The sequence below is a fragment of the Arthrobacter sp. THG-b23 genome (assembly GCF_059091265.1).
In genome coordinates this window covers 32,540-50,737 of sequence record NZ_JBNHGM010000010.1, presented here as the reverse complement: position 1 = coordinate 50,737, position 18,198 = coordinate 32,540, and the positions used below count along the sequence as shown (strand labels likewise).

The window sequence follows — 18,198 nt, the reverse complement described above, 5'->3', positions numbered from 1 at the left end:
TTTACTCACGGACCAGCGTGCCACAGCCGCGCATTTGGAAGCCTTTGGCGCTCTTGGGGATTTCCACGATCGTCCTGGCCGGTCCGAAGTAGTTGTCCCGTACGTCGTAAAAATCCTCGGTGAAGTCGTCCAAAGTTGCCCAGTAGCAAGAGTCGCCCGATCCCTTGCCGATGTAGGTGCCGGCCTTGATATCGATACCAACCCGATAGGTCCCGTCCTTGGTGATCTTGCTGGCTTGGGCACCATGGCTTGGAACAGTGGTCCATTTGCCGCAATCGCTGGTGCTGAATCCTCTGTCTGCGGAAGTGATGCGTACGTACGTATTGGCACTCCCGAAGTAATTGTTGTTGATGTCGTCGAAGGATCCCGAGAACCCGTTAAGCGTTTCCCAGTAGCAGCCATTTCCTGCGCCAGTTGCCTTGTACAGCCCAGGCTTGATTCCCGAGCCAACCTTGTACGTGCCGTCGTGGCTGATAACAGTCCTAGGCGGAACGGGAATCGAAACCATCGCGCTGGCGAAGCTCTTCGTGGAGAAGTAGCTGCGCTTTAGCGTGACGCGCGCAGAAATTGTTTTGCCGCCATCCGCCGTTGTGAGCTTGTAGTTCGACTTCGTGGCGCCCTTGATCTTTGATGAGCCCCGGTACCACTGGTAGCTGTATGAGGAAGGGGAGGCCGAGTAACTGCCCTTGCTGACTTTCAGCGTGGATCCGACACGACTTGTGCCGGAGATTTTCGGGGCTGCCTTGGCTGAGAACGTGGCCTTCCCTACCTTCGCCGACTTGGCGGATGTGGAGTAGGTGGAATAGCCGGATTTAGTTGCCTTGACTGAAACCTTCATGGTCTGGCCGATATCCGATTTGGTCAACTTGTAGCCGGCTTGGGTGGCGCCCTTGATCTTGGTGGAGCCGCGGTACCACTGGTACGAGGTCGTGACTCCGCTCGGCCACGGCGCGGCGACCTTCAGGGTGGACCCGTACTTCGCCGTACCACTGACCTTGACTGCTGTACGCGGCTTGAGAGAGCCCGCTGTGATCTTCTTGGTCGCAGAAGTCTTGGAAACGGTCGTGTAGCCAGCTTTGCTGGCGCTTGCCTTCACCGACAGCAGCCTGTTGAGGTCTGCGGAGGAAGGCGTATAGCTGGGTCTTGTGGCGCCGGGAATCTTTTCTCCACTTCGCAGCCACTGGAACGACAGCGTAATTCCCTTGGGCGCCCACGTTTCTGCCTGGACGCTTAACTTGCTTCCGACGCGAGTGGTGCCGCTAATGGACACCGCCTTTGGTGCGGTGATCGTGCCGGCTGCAACGGTCTTCGACGAGGACACAGTGGTTGTCGCGGCGTACCCCGTCTTCATCGCCGTCACGCTGACGGCGATCGGAAGTCCGTGATCGGAAGCAGTCAGCGTGTAAGACGACTTGGTTGCCCCGCTGATCGCTTTGCCGCTGCGCAGCCACCGGTACTTGAACTGCGCGCCTTCCGGCGACCATGTACCAGTTTGGGCCGTGAGCGTGTTGCCGACCGCCGCAGAGCCGGACAGAGTCGGTTGGGGAGCGGTCACGAATGACTGGCCCACCACGGTGCCGATGTTAAGGCTATACGCCTGGTACCCCGTATCCGTCCATGTAACAGACGCACCTACGGTGAGTTCCTGCCCGACAGCGTCCAAAGGAATGGTGAAGGAAAAGGGATAGTCGTCAGTATCGTCAGCCTCGTACCGAATTCCGTCCAGATACCAATTGGCTTGCCGGTCGGCTGTCTGCTCCAGATCCTTGAGAGCCAGACGGACGGTGGAGCCAGCCACGACCGAACCGGTTACCGATAACTCCCTCGAACCGGTGACCGTAGTGGCCACATCCAAGCCACCGCTGGGTGTAGCGACGGCGGATGGCGCTGCAATAATTCCACCGCCAAGTAACGCGACCACAGCTAGCGCAGAAAGGGATTTCTTTCGCCAAGATTGAGCGGCTTCAGTGCGTCCAGCGTTATCAGACATCTATGTCCTCTTCCCCAACTAAAGGTTCACATGCCCTGCCAATATCAGGACTAAAGACAGAGTAAGCGCTTCGACTGTCAAAATTGACCTACGCCTCGGTTCATTGTGACCCCGCGGGCAGAAAGCCGGAATAGGATAACAATTTCACCCCAGTAGAAGCGAACGATCGACGTCTGCTGGTCGATAGTACAGACGAACTGTGCAACAAAGCTTGAAGTCGAACAGGCCCTCGTGCTCAGCAATTTGCAGACAAGACTTGGAAGGCAAAAATGACATCGCATTCTCAGGCAGACGTCGGAACTAGCGCTGAAGAAAAGATGGCCGCAGACTCGGATCCAGAAGTCGCGATTGACGACGCAACCGTCCTCGAACCCGATGAGACGCCGGCGACTGCTGCAGAGAAAGCGTCCGGGCAGCTCGTTAAACTGGTGGGCAAAGTGATCGACACTGGAGTCGGTCCACTGACAGGCTCCATTATGTGGGCGGAGGATCGGCTGGCGCGGGTTCAAGGAAGCCGCTATGAGCCCACTGCCGACCCGACGCGGAAAGTCAGGCCGGACGAGCACGACGATATTGAAAAGGCGATCAAGAGGCTGATTGTTGAGTCGGTGGAAGCTGCCGGTGTCAACGGTTTCGTGACCGGGCTCGGAGGGTTCATCGCGATGCCAGTGACCATCCCCGCGAACATGGCAGGCGCACTCGTGATCAATGCACGTCTTGCTGCGGCAATCGCCTACCTGCGAGGGTACGACCCCACAGACCCGCACGTCCGCACGGTGGCCACGCTCATCGCAGTGGGCTCCAATGGACAACAGATTGCGAGGACAGTCGGCATCAAGGTTGGCGAAAAGGTGGCGATGGAGGCGATCAAAAAGCTCCCGGTGGCGCTAATTCGCGAGATCAACAAGAAGGCTGGTTTCATGCTTTTGGCCAAGTACGGCACGAAGCGTTCGGTCGTCACCTTGGCGAAAGGTGTACCGCTTATCGGCGGAGTGGTCGGCGGAGCCGTGGACGCGACTACGACCGGCGTTATAGGCCGCACCGCTAGAGCGATGTTCCCCGTCGACTGATCACTTCGCATGGCTTTACTCACCCCACGCTTAAAACACCGAACGCCCCCACCTGCCTCAGCAGGTGCGGGGCGTTCGCCCTTGCTCAGCCCTAGTGCGTGTCGACGGCGGAGACTTCGGACTTGTCGCCGCTCCACAGGGTGTGGAAGGTGCCTTCCGCGTCCGTCCGACCGTAGGTGTGGGCGCCGAAGAGGTCGCGCAGGCCCTGGGTCAGGGCGGCGGGCAGGCGCTTGCGGCGCAGGCCGTCGTAGTAGGCCAGCGACGAAGAGAATACCGGCACCGGGATGCCCAGCTGGACGGCGGTGGCCACGACGCGGCGCCAGGCCGGCACGGCCGCGCCAATCGCTTCGGCGAAGGCCGGGGCGAAGAGCAGGTTCTCCGGCTTGGAATCCCCCGCGTAGGCCTTCATGATGTCGTCCAGCAGCTCGGCGCGGATGATGCAGCCGGCGCGCCAGAGCGAGGCGATTTCGTCCAGCTTAAGGTCCCAGCCGTACTCGCCGGCGGCGGAGCCGAGCATGTCGATGCCCTGGGCGTAGCTGACCAGCTTGGAGGCAAACAGCGCCTGGCGGACGTCCTCGACGAAGCCCTGCGGCACCGTGACGTCCTCTTCGTGCCCTGCCAGCACATCCTGGGCGATCGCCCGCTGGCCGCGCTGCGAGGAAAGGCCGCGCGCGAATACCGACTCGGCGATGCCCGAGACCGGCGATCCCAGTTCCAGCGCGGAGACAACGGTCCAGCGGCCGGTGCCCTTCTGTCCGGCCGAGTCCACCACGACGTCCACGAACGGCTTGCCGGTCTTGGCGTCGGTGTGGGCAAGCACCTCGGCGGTGATCTCGATCAGGAAGGACGACAGCTCGGTCTTGTTCCAGGCGGTGAAGATCTCGGCCTGTTGCTGCGGTTCCAGGCCTGCACCGGTGCGGAGCAGGTCGTAGGCCTCGCCGATCACCTGCATGTCCGCGTATTCGATGCCGTTGTGCACCATCTTTACGAAGTGGCCCGCGCCATCGGTGCCCACCCAGCTGCAGCAGGGTTTGCCGTCGTACTTGGCTGAGATCTTTTCAAGCATGGGGCCGAGTGAGTCGTAGGACTGGCGGGAGCCGCCGGGCATGATGGACGGGCCCAGGAGTGCGCCCTCCTCGCCGCCGGAGACGCCGATGCCCACGAAGTGCAGTCCCTTCTCCGCCAGGGCGGCCTCCCGGCGCCGGGTGTCCTCGTAGTGCGAGTTGCCGGCGTCGATGACGATGTCGCCCTCTTCCAACAACGGCACCAGTTGCTCGATGACCGAATCGACCGGCTTGCCGGCCTTGACCATGATGAGCACGCGGCGGGGCTTCTGCAGGTTGTCCACCAGCTCCTGCAGCGACTCGGTGCGGATGAATTCGCCCTCGTCGCCGTGGGCGGACAGCAGGGCGTCCGTCTTTTCCACCGAGCGGTTGTGCAGGGCGACCGTGTAGCCGTTGCGGGCGAAGTTCCGTGCCAGGTTGGCGCCCATGACGGCCAGACCTGTCACACCGATGTGTGCGCTCATTGAGTCTCCATATGTGCGGTCCCCGCGGTCAGGGACGTCAGCGTACAGCCCGAGCGGGCCGAGGTTCCTCATCAAGCCTAATCCCGACCGGCGGCACCGGCTAAGCGGGCAGACGTTAGGTATGACTCATTCGCTGGCGGCAGTCGAGGGCCGGAAGCGCAGCCAGGCGTCGATTTCGTCATCGTCCGCGTCGTCCTCGGCGGGGAAACCCACGCTGGCGGAGGCATCCGCGCCGGGATCCGGGCGGGTAGTCAAGGAACGAGGCGTTGCCGCGGGAAGGCCGATTTCATCCAGCAGGTCCCGCCCGGGCATCCGGCCAGCATCCTCCGACCACGGCCGGCGGTGCGTGCCGCAGCAGGCACAGCGCCGCGCCGAGGCGGTGTGCACAGGGATGAAAGTGCGGCCTGCACTCCGGCAGAACTTCTCCATTGTTGCCCCTCACGAAAACCAGCATGATCGGTACAGCGTTGCAGACCGGAGGCCGGTTGTGGAGGGTTGGCAAGCCGCGTTGCTTAACCGTTATTGCATGACGCAGCAGCGGCTTTGTCTTGGCATAAGATCGGCGCAATCGACGCCCGACAGCACCGTTCGATGGGGCGTGAATGGTAGGGCTGTCGCCGCATTTTGGCCCGGATTTGCTGATAATGACAGACACGTTTAACAGTTCAATCAGGGTGGTTGAGAAATGCCCACGGGTCATGGCAGACTGTGGCTTGGCGGTGGCATTGAACGCCCGGGAGCCCCCATCTCCTGGTTGCTGCACCGCTTATCCCCTGGCAGTTCCGTTGATCCCCCATCTAACGGCTGCCCCGAAAGGCACTGTCCCTCGCGGGACAGTGCCTTTCCCTTTGGAGCTGTGAATCGACTGCAATCCCGGGGACCGGGATCGTCGCGACCGACCAGTATGGCTGGCTGCTTTTCCCATTTCCCCCGGAGACCACGCGGCAGCGCGGCAGTACGGCGTGCCGCTGGCCGGGCCGTGTGGAAGACACGGCTGCGGGCCCGGGTGTCGCGTGCATCGCGGGAAAGGGTTCCGGCGCGGTCGGATGGTGCGCGCGGACGAACACTTCAGCCGGCATCCCCAACTCTGAGGGACAGCCCCGCCCATCCCCCAACAGCGGGCGGGGCCGTTACCTCATCCATCCGGCTCCCTGCCCCCTGCAGCGACCACCGGGAGCCCCACGTTACACCCGCAGGCGCCCGCTGAAGCCCAAGATTTGCTCAGGAATCGGTACCCATAATCCAGAAATCGGAGGCTGCGGCTCAGCGCATTCGGGGGCGTGGGGACGAAAAAACCCGCGCTCCCAGGGCGGCGCTCGGGGCAGGACGGGTAAGGACCAAGTCTGCCTTCAGCAAAGGTGAGGCTTTCAGTTTGTGCATCACAGCTCAACATGCGGCGTCACTTCCAACCAACAGGGCACTCACGCACAAGCGGATCAATTGTGGCGCTATGGCCCTAAGCTCCCAGAGCATGGACGGAGTGATATTCAGACGTGCACCCGCACTCTTCTGGCAGTCCTGTGGGATTTGCCCCGCCGTCCGATATGTAACAGACACCCAGAGGCGGGTTCAGCCAAAGCAGGCGTATGAGCGCGCTCTGCGGTTTTTCTGGTGCATGCCCGCATTCCGGACAACATTCGACAGACATGTGATCTCCCCCACATCACGTATCAATTTTGGCGAATACTATCACTCCACTATTAGTTGGCCGGGATTTCGCGGCCGCTCATCGTCGTGAACAGCAGGTCCTCCCGCTCCCGACCCTTGACTCAGGCGCGCAGCGTATCGACCGTCGAAGGGGCCAGCGGGACAGTCCGCGTGGATCCGGCGCTTCGGCGTTCCGATCACTAGCCGACCGCCTGCCTCGGTAACCGCCCGTGAGACGTTAAGGCACCGGCGCCTGAGGTCAACGTCCTTTGTCCAGAGTCGCACGCCTTCCCATCGGCAGGTCGGTCGTGGCCAGCAGCCAGATCATGTCCGTGTACCTGTCGTCGATCGCCTCAGGGCGGCGACCTGCCGCGGGGAAGGTTGACGCCGGTGGCCGGGTTCGTGCGCAGGTACTGCTCTTCGACGCACCACTTCAGGAAGGTGTTGACCGCCCGTAGATCGTGTCGACGGTCCGGGCCGCCTCGGCCAAACCGGACACCCATGCTTGGACGTCGGCCCGGGTGATGTCCGCGAGGACCATGCACCCTCAGTCGGGCATCAGCGTGGCGTCGACGTCGTACTTCGTGGTCGACAGCCGTCGAGGCTTTGAGATGCACGAGCGTTCCGCCCATTTGGCCATCAGGTCCTTGACGAATACGATGCCGCGGTCCGCATTGACGTAGGTGCCGGATATCTGGTGATGCTGCACCCAGGTCGGGGCGCTCGGCGCCGCATCCTTCGTCGGGAAGGCCTTCTTCCGCACGTCGCCGTTCTCGAACCAAACTGCCTGCCATAGTTGGGCGTCGCCATACCGGGCGGTTCGGCTGCGGTCTTTGTTGTGCCAGAGGTCCACTATGCGACCCACCAGGCGCTCCCTTCGGCTTCGAGTTCCCGGAGACGTTCCTATTCCTCGGGAGTGCTGCAGTTGCGTCGGTCTTCGAGGACTTCGGGTGTGACACCAAATTCGTCGGCCCAGCTCGTCGAGGCTGTTGACCCAGGGAAGGTGTTCAAAGACGTAGTCGACGTCGATGAGCCGGCGCGCGGTTTCGGCCCGGCCCCAGGCTCCGACCTTCCCGTCCTGGGCGCACTTGTGGCCGGCTTCGAGGTGGACCTGTCCGTGGACGAACGCAGCATCGTTCGCCGTTCAGCAGCCAACGGTGGCAGCGGGTCCATCTGCCGGTGCGGAAGCCGCCGGGTTTTTCTTCGAGTGGGCGGATTAGTCAGGCCAGCATTGATCCGTCGTCGTCGGGTTTCGCTGCTGCGTCGAAGAAGGCGGGTTGGGTCATGACGACAGGTGCCTGGATGAGGCGGCGAGCACGGTGCGGACCATCACCGTGGATATGTCGCAGCGCTTGGTGATGTTCAACGCGACCGCGACGGACAAGATACGAACGAGCTTCTTTTGGCACACGGTCGAATCTTGGCCCACGACTTTGCCAGGGACCGCAGTCTAGCGGGGCTCGCGGATCATCGGTGAGTGTTCGGGGTATTTCCCGTCGTGGATCTCGTACTCATAGCTGCTGCTGAGGTGTCCGATGTCGAGCGCCCATCTGCCGGCAGCGGCAAGGTCTTTGGCGAGGACTGTGCCGGCCGCGCCGAGACTGATGAGGATCAGGTCGGAACTATCCGATGTGAGACGGTCAAGGATGGCAGGCAGTTCCATGAACGCGTCCTGCGGCACCGTGTACTCAAAGCCGATGGACGCCGCGGAGTTGAACAGGCCGGGTGCCAACTCGAACCGTGAGCCCTCCCCGGTGACAACGGTGACGTTCAGGCCATCCCACACGGAACGCCACGTCTCCACCGCTTCAGCCCCGTGGACGCTGAAGCAGATCGGGCGGGAAACATGGGAGTTCCCGAACCGCTTGATCGGCTCCAAGAGCGGGTGGATTTGCCGCCACGTCTCACCATAGAAGCCACCCCAGAACACGTCCCGGTAACCGAACGGCAAACCAATCATCAGCGTGTCCGGGTTGTCGGTCCCGTAGTCCAGTGTGGCTTGCAGGGCGCCCATCAACTCATGCGAGTTGCGCTGGAACTTGGAGTTGTACGCGAGCCGGGTCATCAGCCTGAACTCGCCGTCACCGAACCGGGCGAAACTCAACCGTTCATCCCGCACGAGTTGCAGGGTTTCGACCATGCCCAGTTGCCGCTCCGCAAGGAACGCCTGCATGTGATCCAACACCGGGGCGCCCATAGTGACGCGCATACTGTCCTGAATGCGGCGCGCCTGGTACGACTCCGACAGGATCTTCTCCAGTGCCTTGCCGTGCCGGCGCGACTCCTGCAACTCCTTGACGATCAGTTCGTTTTGGCGCAGCAGCAATTCATTCTGGCGCTGCAAGAGTTCGTTCTGCCGGCCCGTCAGCTGCTCTTGCTCCCCGGCGGTCACCGCTAGCTTCTTCACCCCGTCAGCCACGGTTTGAAGGTTGCGGGCAACGGTACGGATGCGACGTAAGGGCACTGCTTCCCCCGAGGTAGGGCCGAAAAGCTACTGAAGCAGTTTATTGTAATCGTTTCACCCGGCCTCGTTCCTGCAGGCTTAGAAAACCACCCCTGGAGGTGACCACGAGTGTGGAAGCAGAGGCGGCGCAGCTGTTGATCGGCACGTTCGCGTGGGCGCGGTGGCCGGGGGCAGACGCAGCTACTAACTACGCCCCAACGTTGGCCATGCAGGTGAAAGAGGCGTGCGCGACCGGGCAGTTGGTCGTGGATGACCGGAACCTTTGCGCAGAGACTGACTAGGTGGCAGCGGAGGAACTTCAAGAACCGCCTGGGAACGAAAAAACCCCGCGCTCCCAGGCTGATTGCCTGACAGTGCGGGGTTTGCCCGGTGGGTCCTACCGGGATCGAACCGATGACATCCACGGTGTAAACGTGGCGCTCTACCAGCTGAGCTAAAGACCCGTTGTAATGTCGAAAGCGGGACCGCGGAGCGTTATCCGCCGCAACATCACGAGGACTCACTCTACCGGATAAACCGGCGTGAACGCCAACCAAATTTTCGTGCGAATAAACACGATGCAACCTGTAACCTGAGACCCCCTCACGCGGAACGGTCGGCGCCCGGAAGGGCCCTGCAAGTCCTTTGGTCGCGTCTCAGGCCGGTTTCGGGAGCCGGCCCGGCAACTCCGCCGCCAGGTGGCCGAGGGCTTCGGAGACGCCCGTTTCCAGCTTCAGGTCGGCCAGTTCGTCGCCGCGGGTGGCCCCGCGGTTGATGATCACCACGGGTTTGCCCTGTTTGGAGGCGTGCCGGACGAACCGCAGGCCGCTCATCACGCTCAGCGAGGACCCGGCGACCAGCAGCGCCTCGCCGTCGTCCACCATGGCGTAGGCCGCCGCCACCCGGTCCTTGGGGACATTCTCGCCGAAGTAGACGAAGTCCGGCTTGAGCATGCCGCCGCAGACCAGGCAGTCGGCCACGACGAAGCGGGTGGTATCGGCGACCTCGGCGTCGGCGTCGGGAGCGACGTCGCCGGCGTCTCCGGTGGCGGCGTAGGCGGGATTGAGTTCCTCCAGCCGCACCGCCAGCGAGGAGCGGCTGGTCACGTCCCCGCAGTTCAGGCAGATCACCCGGTCGAAACGCCCATGCAGGTCGATGACGTTCGCGCTGCCGGCGTCCTCATGCAGCCGGTCCACGTTTTGCGTGATCAGGCCGCTGAGCAGGCCGTTCTCCTCCATCGCTGCCAGCGCATAGTGGCCGGGATTGGGCGCGGCGTGGTGCATGTGCCGCCAGCCGATGTGGTTGCGCGCCCAGTACCGGCGGCGCAGGTCCTCGTCGCCCACGAACTGCTGGTACGTCATCGGAGTGCGCGGAACGGAGGTGGGGCCGCGGTAGTCCGGGATGCCGGAATCGGTGCTGAGGCCCGCGCCGGTCAACACGGCCAGACGCCGTCCAGCCAGGATCTCGAGCGCCGGCCGCAGCAACTCCATGGCAGGTTAGAGCTCTTTCAGCACGCGGTGGTATTCCTGGATGTCGCGTGCCTGGCTGCGCGGATTTCGGATCACGTGCCGCAGGGTGCCTTCGGCGTCGATGATGAAGGTGCCGCGCAGGGCCATGCCGGAGTCGTCGTCGAACACGCCGTAGGCCTTCGCGACGTCGCCGTGAGGCCAGAAGTCGGCCAGCAGGTCGAACTCGTAGCCCTCCTGCTCCGCAAACGCCCGCAGGGCGAACTTATGGTCAACCGAGACGGCCAGGACGCGGGCATTCTCGCTGCGGAAAAGTCCCAGGTCGTCGCGCAGCTCGCACAACTCGCCGGTGCAGATGCCGGAGAAGGCGAACGGGTAGAACACCAGCACGACGTTCTGGCCGCGCAGGGCGGAGAGCCTGATGGGTTCGCCGAACTGGTTGGCCAGCTCGAAGTCGGGTGCGGGCAGCCCTGTCCTGGGGGCTTCCGCGGTCACTTGTTGGTCCGCTTGCTGACCAGCCGGGTGGCAGCCCAATCGCCGGATACGCCGGCGGAAGTGGTCACATGCAGGCCGGCAGTCGGCGCCGCTTCCTGGACGTCGGCCGGCGGCACGTAGCCGTCCCGGCCGGACTTCGGCGTCAGCACCCAGACCACTCCGCCCGGCCCGAGGGTTGTCTGCGTGTCGACCAGCGCGTCCACCAGGTCGCCGTCGCCGTCGCGCCACCACAGGATCACCGCGTCAACCACGTCGTGGTCGTCCTCGGTGAGCAGTTCGGAGCCGGTGAGGTCCTCGATGTCGTCACGCAGATCGAAGTCCACGTCCTCGTCATAGCCGAATTCCTGGATCAGGTCCCCGTCTTTGAAACCCAAATTGCCTGCCACATTCTCTACCGCGGCGGCTTCGGCCTCGCCCACTGTGCTCCTCCTGTATGGAACGTATTTGATTCGCCTCACCGATGAGGATGGGCGTGTTGCTAGTTACAAGCCAACACCCTAATCGCCGTCGCTTCAAGCCACCCGCAAGCCGCTGCGGATTTTTGCCGCGCCGCGCCGCCTCTTTACGCCTCTTCTTAAGGGACGACGGCGTGCGCCTGCCGGGAGCGGCGGCGGTGCGCCTTACCGGGGTGACGGCGGCGCGGCCTCCGCCGTCGTCGTAACAACTGGCACGGGCGGCTCCGGCTGCGTTGTAATGCCCTGAACAGTTAGAGTGGCACTGAAGAATATCTCCCGGCCGGACCATGCGCCGGGTCGCTATGCCACGTAAGGCGCAGACACAATCTGCACGTATGAGAGGTTGGACGTGAGCGCAGGAGAAGATACCTCGCACATCCTGAGCGGGCTGACAAGCCAGCTGTCGGATCGCGATCCCGAAGAAACCGCCGAATGGATTGAGTCCTTCGACGGTCTGGTGGAGAGCCAGGGCACCGAACGGGCCCAGTTTATTGTCCGCTCCATCCTGCAGCGTGCGGGTGCGCAGAGCGTCGGCGTGCCGATGGTGACCACCACGGACTACGTGAACACCATTCCGGTCGACCAGGAGCCGGAGTTCCCGGGCGACGAGGAGATCGAGCGCCGCTACCGCGCCTGGATGCGCTGGAACGCCGCCATGCTGGTGCACCGGGCCCAGCGCCCGGACATCGGCGTGGGCGGACACATCTCCACGTACGCCGGCGCAGCCACCCTCTATGAAGTGGGCTTCAACCATTTCTTCCGCGGCAAGGACCACCCCGGCGGCGGCGACCAGGTCTTCTTCCAGGGCCACGCCTCCCCCGGCATGTATGCGCGCGCCTTCCTCGAAGGCCGGCTGACCGAGGAGGACCTGGACGGTTTCCGGCAGGAGAAGTCCCGCGAAGGCCACGCCCTGCCCTCCTACCCGCACCCGCGCTCCATGCCCGAGTTCTGGGAATTCCCGACCGTTTCCATGGGTATCGGCCCGGCCAACGCCATCTACCAGGCGCAGCTGAACCGCTACCTGCAGAACCGCGGGATCAAGGACACCTCCGACCAGCACGTCTGGGCGTTCCTGGGCGACGGCGAAATGGACGAACCGGAGTCGCGCGGCTTCCTGCAGTTGGCAGCCAACGAAAAGCTGGACAACCTCACCTTCGTGATCAACTGCAACCTGCAGCGCCTCGACGGCCCGGTGCGCGGCAACGGCAAGATCATGCAGGAGCTTGAGGCCTTCTTCCGCGGTGCCGGCTGGCATGTCATCAAGGTGACCTGGGGCCGTGAGTGGGACGAACTGCTCGCCAAGGACCAGGACGGCGCGCTGGTGGACATCATGAACTCCACCCTCGACGGCGACTACCAGACCTACAAGGCCGAATCCGGCGGGTTCGTCCGGGAGCACTTCTTCGGCAAGACCCCGCAGACCAAGGAAATGGTCGCGGACATGACCGACGAGCAGATCTGGAACCTCAAGCGCGGCGGCCACGACTACCACAAGGTCTACGCCGCCTACCGCGCCGCTACCGAGTTCAAGGGCAAGCCCACGGTGGTCCTCGCCCAGACGGTCAAGGGCTACGGCCTGGGCACGCACTTCGAGGGCCGCAACGCGACCCACCAGATGAAGAAGCTGACGCTGCAGGACCTGAAGGACTTCCGCGACCACCTGCGCATCCCGATCTCGGACGAGCAGCTCGAAGCCGATCCGTACCGGCCGCCGTACTACAGGCCGGGGCCGGACACCCCTGAGATCAAGTACATGATGGAGCGCCGCGCAGCGCTCGGCGGCGCCGTGCCGGAACGCCGGACCGCGCACCAGCAGCTCCACCTGCCCGAGGACAAGGCCTACGAGGTTGCCAAGCGCGGCTCCGGGAAACAGCAGGCGGCCACCACCATGGCGTTCGTGCGCCTGCTGAAGGACCTGATGCGGGACAAGGAATTCGGCGCCCGCGTGGTCCCGATCATTCCGGACGAGGCGCGGACCTTCGGCATGGACTCGTTCTTCCCGACGGCGAAGATCTACAACCCCAAGGGCCAGAACTACCTCTCCGTGGACCGCGATCTGGTCCTGGCGTACAAGGAGTCCCCGCAGGGCCAGATCCTGCACACCGGCATCAACGAATCCGGCTCCACCGCCGCTTTCACCGCCGTCGGCACCTCCTACGCCACCCACGGCGAGCCGTTGGTGCCGATTTACATCTTCTACTCGATGTTCGGCTTCCAGCGCACCGGCGACTTCTTCTGGGCCGCCGCCGACCAGATGGCCCGCGGCTTCGTGATCGGCGCAACCGCGGGACGGACCACCCTGACCGGCGAGGGCCTGCAGCACGCGGACGGGCACTCCCCGGTCCTGGCCTCCACCAACCCGGCGGTCGTCACCTACGACCCGGCCTACGGGTACGAGATCGGGCACATCATCCGCGCCGGCCTGGATCGCATGTACGGCGGGAACCACCCGGATCCCAACGTGATGTACTACTTGACCGTGTACAACGAGCCGATCCTCCAGCCCGCCGAACCGGAGGAACTGGACGTCGACGGCCTGGTGAAGGGCATCTACCTGCTGGCTCCGGCCAAGGTCGACGGGCCGCGCACCCAGCTGCTGGCCTCCGGCGTGGCCGTGCCGTGGGCGCTGGAAGCCCAGCAGTTGCTGGCCGATGACTGGGGCGTCTCCGCCGATGTCTGGTCGGTGACCAGCTGGAACGAACTGCGCCGCGACGGCCTGGCTGCCGAGGAGGAGGCGTTCCTGAACCCCGGCTCCGAGCCGCGCAAGCCCTTTGTGGCCCAGCAGCTCGAAGGGGCGACCGGCCCGATCGTGGCGGTCAGCGACTACATGGCCGCCGTGCCGGACCAGATCCGGCAGTACCTGCCCAACGAGTTCGCGACCCTGGGCGCCGACGGCTTCGGGTTCTCCGACACCCGGGCCGCGGCCCGGCGCTTCTTCAAGATCGACAGCCACTCGATCGTGGTCCGGGCACTGCAGATGCTGGCCCGCCGCGGCGAGATCGACCAGAATGTGCCCCGGGATGCGTTCGAGAAGTACCGCCTGATGGACGTCAACGCGGGCACCTCGGGCAACGCCGGCGGCGACTCCTAACCGCGGCAAGCGCGCCACCAGACAGGCGGCGGATCTGGCCTTTTCCGGCCGGGTCCGCCGCCTGTTTTAGTAGGAACCACACAAAAGATGGAATGGAGCTTGCCCGGGCAAGTGCGTATGCTCGTTGCATGCCCCACGCCCGGACCGACCCCGCCAAGACGGCTGCCCCACCGGGCACGACGGCCGCCAAGAAAACCACGGCACGGCAGGCACCGTCGTCGGCATCAGCCGCCGGCGGGGGCCGCGCCGGGGCCGGGCGGAAGGGCGATCGGGCGGCCACCGGCAACCCGGCAACGCTGGAACGGCTGCGGACCAAGATCGGTGCGCTGGCGACGGTGACCCTGAAGCGGCTGGATTCGGACCTGCCCTGGTACCGCGGGCTGCGGCCGGACGAACGCTCCGCGCTGGGCCTGGTGGCGCAGAAGGGCATCGCGTCCTTCGTGACGTGGTACGAACGCCCCACGTCCCCGGCCTGGGTGATGAACGATGTCTTCGGCACCGCCCCCACCGAGCTGACCCGTTCCATCAGCCTGCAGCGCGCCCTGCAGCTGATCCGCGTGGTGGTCGAAGCCGTGGAAGACGAAGTGCCGGACCTCGCCGGCGAAAGCGACGAGGCCCAGCTGCGCGAAGCGGTGCTGCGCTATTCGCGCGAGGTCGCCTTCGCTGCCGCGGACGTGTACGCCCGCGCCGCCGAGACCCGCGGCTCGTGGGACACCCGCCTCGAGGCGCTCGTTGTGGACGCGATCCTGCGCGGCGAAAGCTCCGACGCGCTGCGTTCCCGGATCGCCGCGGTCGGCTGGAAGACCACCGGCCCCATCACGGTGATGGTGGGCGGCTCCCCCGGTGAACCGGGCCCCAGCTTCGTGACCGAGCTGCGCCGCGCCAGCTCACGCTACGCCGCGGACACGCTGGTGGGCATCCAGGGCGAGCGGCTGATCCTGGTGCTCGGCGGCCTGTCGGACCAGGACACCGCCTTCGTGCGGCTGGCCGAGCTCTTCGGACCCGGGCCGGTGGTCTACGGCCCGGAAGCCCGCTCGCTGGTGGATGCCAGCACCTCGGCCCAGGCCGCCTTCGCCGGGCTCAACGCAGCCAGGGCCTGGCCGGCCGCACCGCGTCCCGTCGCGGCCAACGACCTGTGGCCCGAACGGGTGATGTCCGGCGACGACGCCGCGCGCCGCGACCTCTACAAGTACATCTACGTGCCGCTGCTCAATGCCGGCAATGGGCTGGTCGAAACGCTCTCCAGCTACCTGTCTTTGGGGCATTCGCTGGAAGCCACGGCACGGGAACTCTTCGTCCACGCCAACACGGTGCGCTACCGGCTGCGCCGGGTATGCGACGTGACCGGCTGGGATCCGCTGCTGCCGCGGGAGGCCTTCGTGCTCCAGACCGCCCTCGGCGTGGGACGCCTCGTGGCTCCCGCGCGGAGCCCGAAGGACCGCGCGGCGGCTCGGCAGTAGTTGCGGCACCTTGTAGACTTCCTACAAAGCGGTTCGGCGAGCTTCGTGTGCCGAAACACCGTGGAAACCGCCTCCTCTTTGGAAAGCTTGAATACGTGCTTGCAATAGTCTGCCCGGGCCAGGGTTCCCAAACGCCCGGATTCCTCAATCCCTGGCTCGAGGTCCCCGGTGTGCCCGAACACCTCGGACTGCTCAGCGACATCGCCCAGCTGGACCTTCTCACGCACGGCACCGTGTCGGATGAGGAGACCATCAAGGACACCGCCGTCGCCCAGCCGCTGATCGTGGCCGCGGGCCTGCTGGCCGCCCGCGCCCTCACCGCCGATGAGCCCCTCGACCTGTCCACCGTCGTCGCCGGCCACTCGGTGGGTGAGGTTACGGCCTCCGCCATTGCCGGCGCGCTGACCGAGAACGATGCGATGAACTTCGTGCGCGAGCGGGCCAACGCTATGGCGCGTGCCGCGGCGCAGACGCCGACCGGCATGAGTGCCGTGCTCGGCGGGGACCCGGACGAAGTGCTCGCCGCGATCGAAGCGGCCGGACTCACCCCGGCCAACGCCAACGGCGGCGGCCAGACGGTGGCCGCCGGCACGCTCGAGCAGCTGCAGGCGTTCGCCGCGAATCCGCCGGCCAAGGCACGGGTGATCCCGCTGAAGGTCGCCGGCGCCTTCCACACCGAACACATGGCTCCCGCAGTCAGCGCCCTGGAAACCCTGCGTCCCCAGCTGAAGCCGGCCCTGCCGATGCTGACCCTGCTCTCCAACTACGACGGCGAACCCGTCTTCGGCGGCGATGAGAACCTGGACAGCCTGATCGCGCAGGTTTCGCGTCCGGTGCGCTGGGACAAGTGCATGGAGAAGCTGGTGTCCGTCGGTGTCACCGGGCTGCTGGAACTGCCGCCGGCCGGCACCCTGGCCGGACTGGCCAAACGTGGCATGAAGGGCGTGGCGACCATGGCCCTGAAGTCGCCGGAAGACCTGGAAGCAGCCCGGGCGTTCATCGCCGAGCACACCGAACAGACCCCCGTCATGAACAGCACGTCTGGAGAATCCGAGCAGTGAGCACACCCGTCATCCAGCAGACCCCGCTACGCGACTTCACGCGCATCCTTGGAATCGGAGCGTACCGTCCCGACGTCATCGTCACCAACGACGACGTCTGCCAGTGGATCGACTCCTCCGATGAATGGATCCGCCAGCGGACCGGGATCGTCACCCGCCACCGGGCGGACGCCAACACGTCCGTGCTGGACATGGCCGAAGGCGCCGCCAAGGAAGCGATGGCACAGGCCGGCATCACCGGCGACCAGCTCGGTGCCGTCCTCGTCTCCACCGTCTCCCATCCCTACGCCACGCCGTCGGCCGCCGCTGCCCTGGCCGACCGGATAGGCGCCACCCCGGCTCCCGCCTTCGACATCTCCGCTGCCTGCGCCGGGTACTGCTACGGCATCGCCCAAGCCGATGCCCTGGTGCGCTCCGGCACCGCCGACTACGTGCTGGTGGTCGGGGCGGAAAAGCTGTCCGACGTCATCGACAACACCGAGCGGACGATCTCCTTCCTGCTGGGCGACGGCGCCGGCGCCGTCATCGTGGGCCCGTCCGACACGCCGGGCATCAGCAAGCCGGTCTGGGGCTCCGACGGCAGCAAGTGGGACACCATCAGCATGACCCACTCGCTCAACCACGTCCGCGAGCTCTCGCTGGCCGCAGAGGCCGCCGGCTCGCTCTCGGCCGTCTCGGACACCTTCGATGAGAATGACCACAAGCTCTGGCCCACGCTGCGCCAGGACGGCCCGTCCGTGTTCCGCTGGGCGGTCTGGGAAATGGCCAAGGTGGCCAAGCAGGCGCTGGAGGCGGCCGGCCTCCAGCCGGAAGACCTCGCCGCGTTCGTGCCGCACCAGGCGAACATGCGCATCATCGACGAGATGGTCAAGCAGCTGAAGCTGCCCGAGAGCGTGGTTGTGGCCCGCGACATCGCCGATGCCGGCAACACCTCGGCTGCGTCCATCCCCTTGGCCACGCACCGCCTGTTGCAGGAGAACCCCGGGCTCTCCGGCGGATTCGCCCTGCAGATCGGCTTCGGCGCCGGACTGGTGTTCGGCGCGCAGGTCATCGTCCTGCCGTAGACTGCCTTCCGGTAGTCGGGCCTCCCCCACATTCCAACCAGAACCAGGCCGCAGACCGCGGTTTGACAACCCGTCCGGACACCGTCCGGCAGCACAAGAAAAGGAGCCACCATGGCTAGCAACGAAGAAATCCTGGCCGGTCTGGCCGAGATCGTCAACGAAGAGACCGGCCTGGCCCCGGAGGCTGTTGAGCTGGACAAGTCCTTCACCGATGACCTGGACATCGATTCCATCTCGATGATGACCATCGTGGTCAACGCCGAGGAGAAGTTCGGCGTGCGCATCCCGGACGAAGAGGTCAAGAACCTCAAGACCGTCGGTGACGCCGTCAACTTCATCGTGAACGCCCAGGCTTAGTTCCGCGTCGCCCGGGCTTCCCGGGATCGGCGGCCGGCGGGTGACCCCCGGTCCGGCCGCCGCACTGGATT

14 protein-coding genes and 1 tRNA gene are annotated in these 18,198 nt (G+C 64.9%); 6 read left to right on the top strand and 9 right to left on the bottom strand.

Going from position 1 to position 18,198, the window contains the following annotated elements; translation table 11 throughout:
• Position 1 precedes the first annotated feature (1 nt).
• Entirely contained in the window at positions 2-1,990 is a 1,989-nt protein-coding gene (locus AC5RVD_RS15325) for an Rv1352/Rv1906c domain-containing protein (protein WP_494127392.1), read from the bottom strand.
• 317 nt (positions 1,991-2,307) lie between these two features.
• Between AC5RVD_RS15325 and AC5RVD_RS15320 the strand changes: the two genes are divergently transcribed.
• The gene (locus AC5RVD_RS15320) at positions 2,308-3,060 is read left to right on the top strand and encodes an EcsC family protein (RefSeq protein WP_494127391.1); all 753 of its coding nucleotides are present in this window, start codon (positions 2,308-2,310) and stop codon (positions 3,058-3,060) included.
• A gap of 91 nt (positions 3,061-3,151) precedes the next feature.
• Here the strand turns inward: AC5RVD_RS15320 and gnd are convergent, their stop codons facing one another.
• The 8 genes from gnd to AC5RVD_RS15280 all read right to left on the bottom strand — a co-directional run bounded on the left by gnd (position 3,152) and on the right by AC5RVD_RS15280 (position 11,058).
• On the bottom strand, positions 3,152-4,588 hold the full coding sequence (gnd, locus tag AC5RVD_RS15315; protein WP_494127390.1) for an NADP-dependent phosphogluconate dehydrogenase: 1,437 nt from the start codon (positions 4,586-4,588) through the stop codon (positions 3,152-3,154).
• A gap of 126 nt (positions 4,589-4,714) precedes the next feature.
• A complete protein-coding gene (locus tag AC5RVD_RS15310) occupies positions 4,715-4,900 on the bottom strand; it encodes a hypothetical protein (protein WP_494127389.1) in 186 nt (61 codons plus the stop codon).
• Between the two features lie 1,882 nt (positions 4,901-6,782).
• The gene (locus AC5RVD_RS15305; RefSeq protein WP_494127388.1) at positions 6,783-7,100 is read right to left on the bottom strand and encodes a hypothetical protein; all 318 of its coding nucleotides are present in this window, start codon (positions 7,098-7,100) and stop codon (positions 6,783-6,785) included.
• A 585-nt stretch (positions 7,101-7,685) separates the two neighbouring features.
• Complete coding sequence (locus AC5RVD_RS15300) at positions 7,686-8,654, bottom strand: GT-D fold domain-containing glycosyltransferase (protein ID WP_494127387.1); 969 nt, start codon at positions 8,652-8,654, stop codon at positions 7,686-7,688.
• A gap of 415 nt (positions 8,655-9,069) precedes the next feature.
• Positions 9,070-9,142, bottom strand: a tRNA-Val gene (locus AC5RVD_RS15295).
• Between the two features lie 192 nt (positions 9,143-9,334).
• Entirely contained in the window at positions 9,335-10,168 is an 834-nt protein-coding gene (locus AC5RVD_RS15290; RefSeq protein WP_494127386.1) for an NAD-dependent protein deacetylase, read from the bottom strand.
• A 6-nt stretch (positions 10,169-10,174) separates the two neighbouring features.
• Positions 10,175-10,639 (bottom strand): peroxiredoxin, encoded by a 465-nt coding sequence (locus AC5RVD_RS15285; RefSeq protein ID WP_494127385.1) that lies wholly within the window; start codon positions 10,637-10,639, stop codon positions 10,175-10,177.
• A complete protein-coding gene (locus AC5RVD_RS15280; RefSeq protein WP_493986977.1) occupies positions 10,636-11,058 on the bottom strand; it encodes a DUF3052 domain-containing protein in 423 nt (140 codons plus the stop codon). Before AC5RVD_RS15280 ends, AC5RVD_RS15285 begins: the two co-directional genes overlap by 4 nt.
• Before the next feature lie 385 nt (positions 11,059-11,443).
• Here AC5RVD_RS15280 and aceE point away from each other — a divergent pair, with 385 nt between their 5' ends.
• The 5 genes from aceE (at position 11,444) to AC5RVD_RS15255 (ending at position 18,127) form a co-directional block, all read left to right on the top strand.
• Entirely contained in the window at positions 11,444-14,185 is a 2,742-nt protein-coding gene (aceE, locus tag AC5RVD_RS15275) for a pyruvate dehydrogenase (acetyl-transferring), homodimeric type (RefSeq protein ID WP_494127384.1), read from the top strand.
• Between the two features lie 128 nt (positions 14,186-14,313).
• On the top strand, positions 14,314-15,645 hold the full coding sequence (locus AC5RVD_RS15270; protein WP_494112028.1) for a PucR family transcriptional regulator: 1,332 nt from the start codon (positions 14,314-14,316) through the stop codon (positions 15,643-15,645).
• 95 nt (positions 15,646-15,740) lie between these two features.
• On the top strand, positions 15,741-16,706 hold the full coding sequence (locus AC5RVD_RS15265) for an ACP S-malonyltransferase (protein WP_494127383.1): 966 nt from the start codon (positions 15,741-15,743) through the stop codon (positions 16,704-16,706).
• Complete coding sequence (locus AC5RVD_RS15260; protein WP_494120869.1) at positions 16,703-17,770, top strand: beta-ketoacyl-ACP synthase III; 1,068 nt, start codon at positions 16,703-16,705, stop codon at positions 17,768-17,770. Before AC5RVD_RS15265 ends, AC5RVD_RS15260 begins: the two co-directional genes overlap by 4 nt.
• 111 nt (positions 17,771-17,881) lie before the next feature.
• Positions 17,882-18,127 (top strand): acyl carrier protein, encoded by a 246-nt coding sequence (locus AC5RVD_RS15255; protein WP_136786952.1) that lies wholly within the window; start codon positions 17,882-17,884, stop codon positions 18,125-18,127.
• The last annotated feature ends 71 nt before the right edge of the window (positions 18,128-18,198 follow it).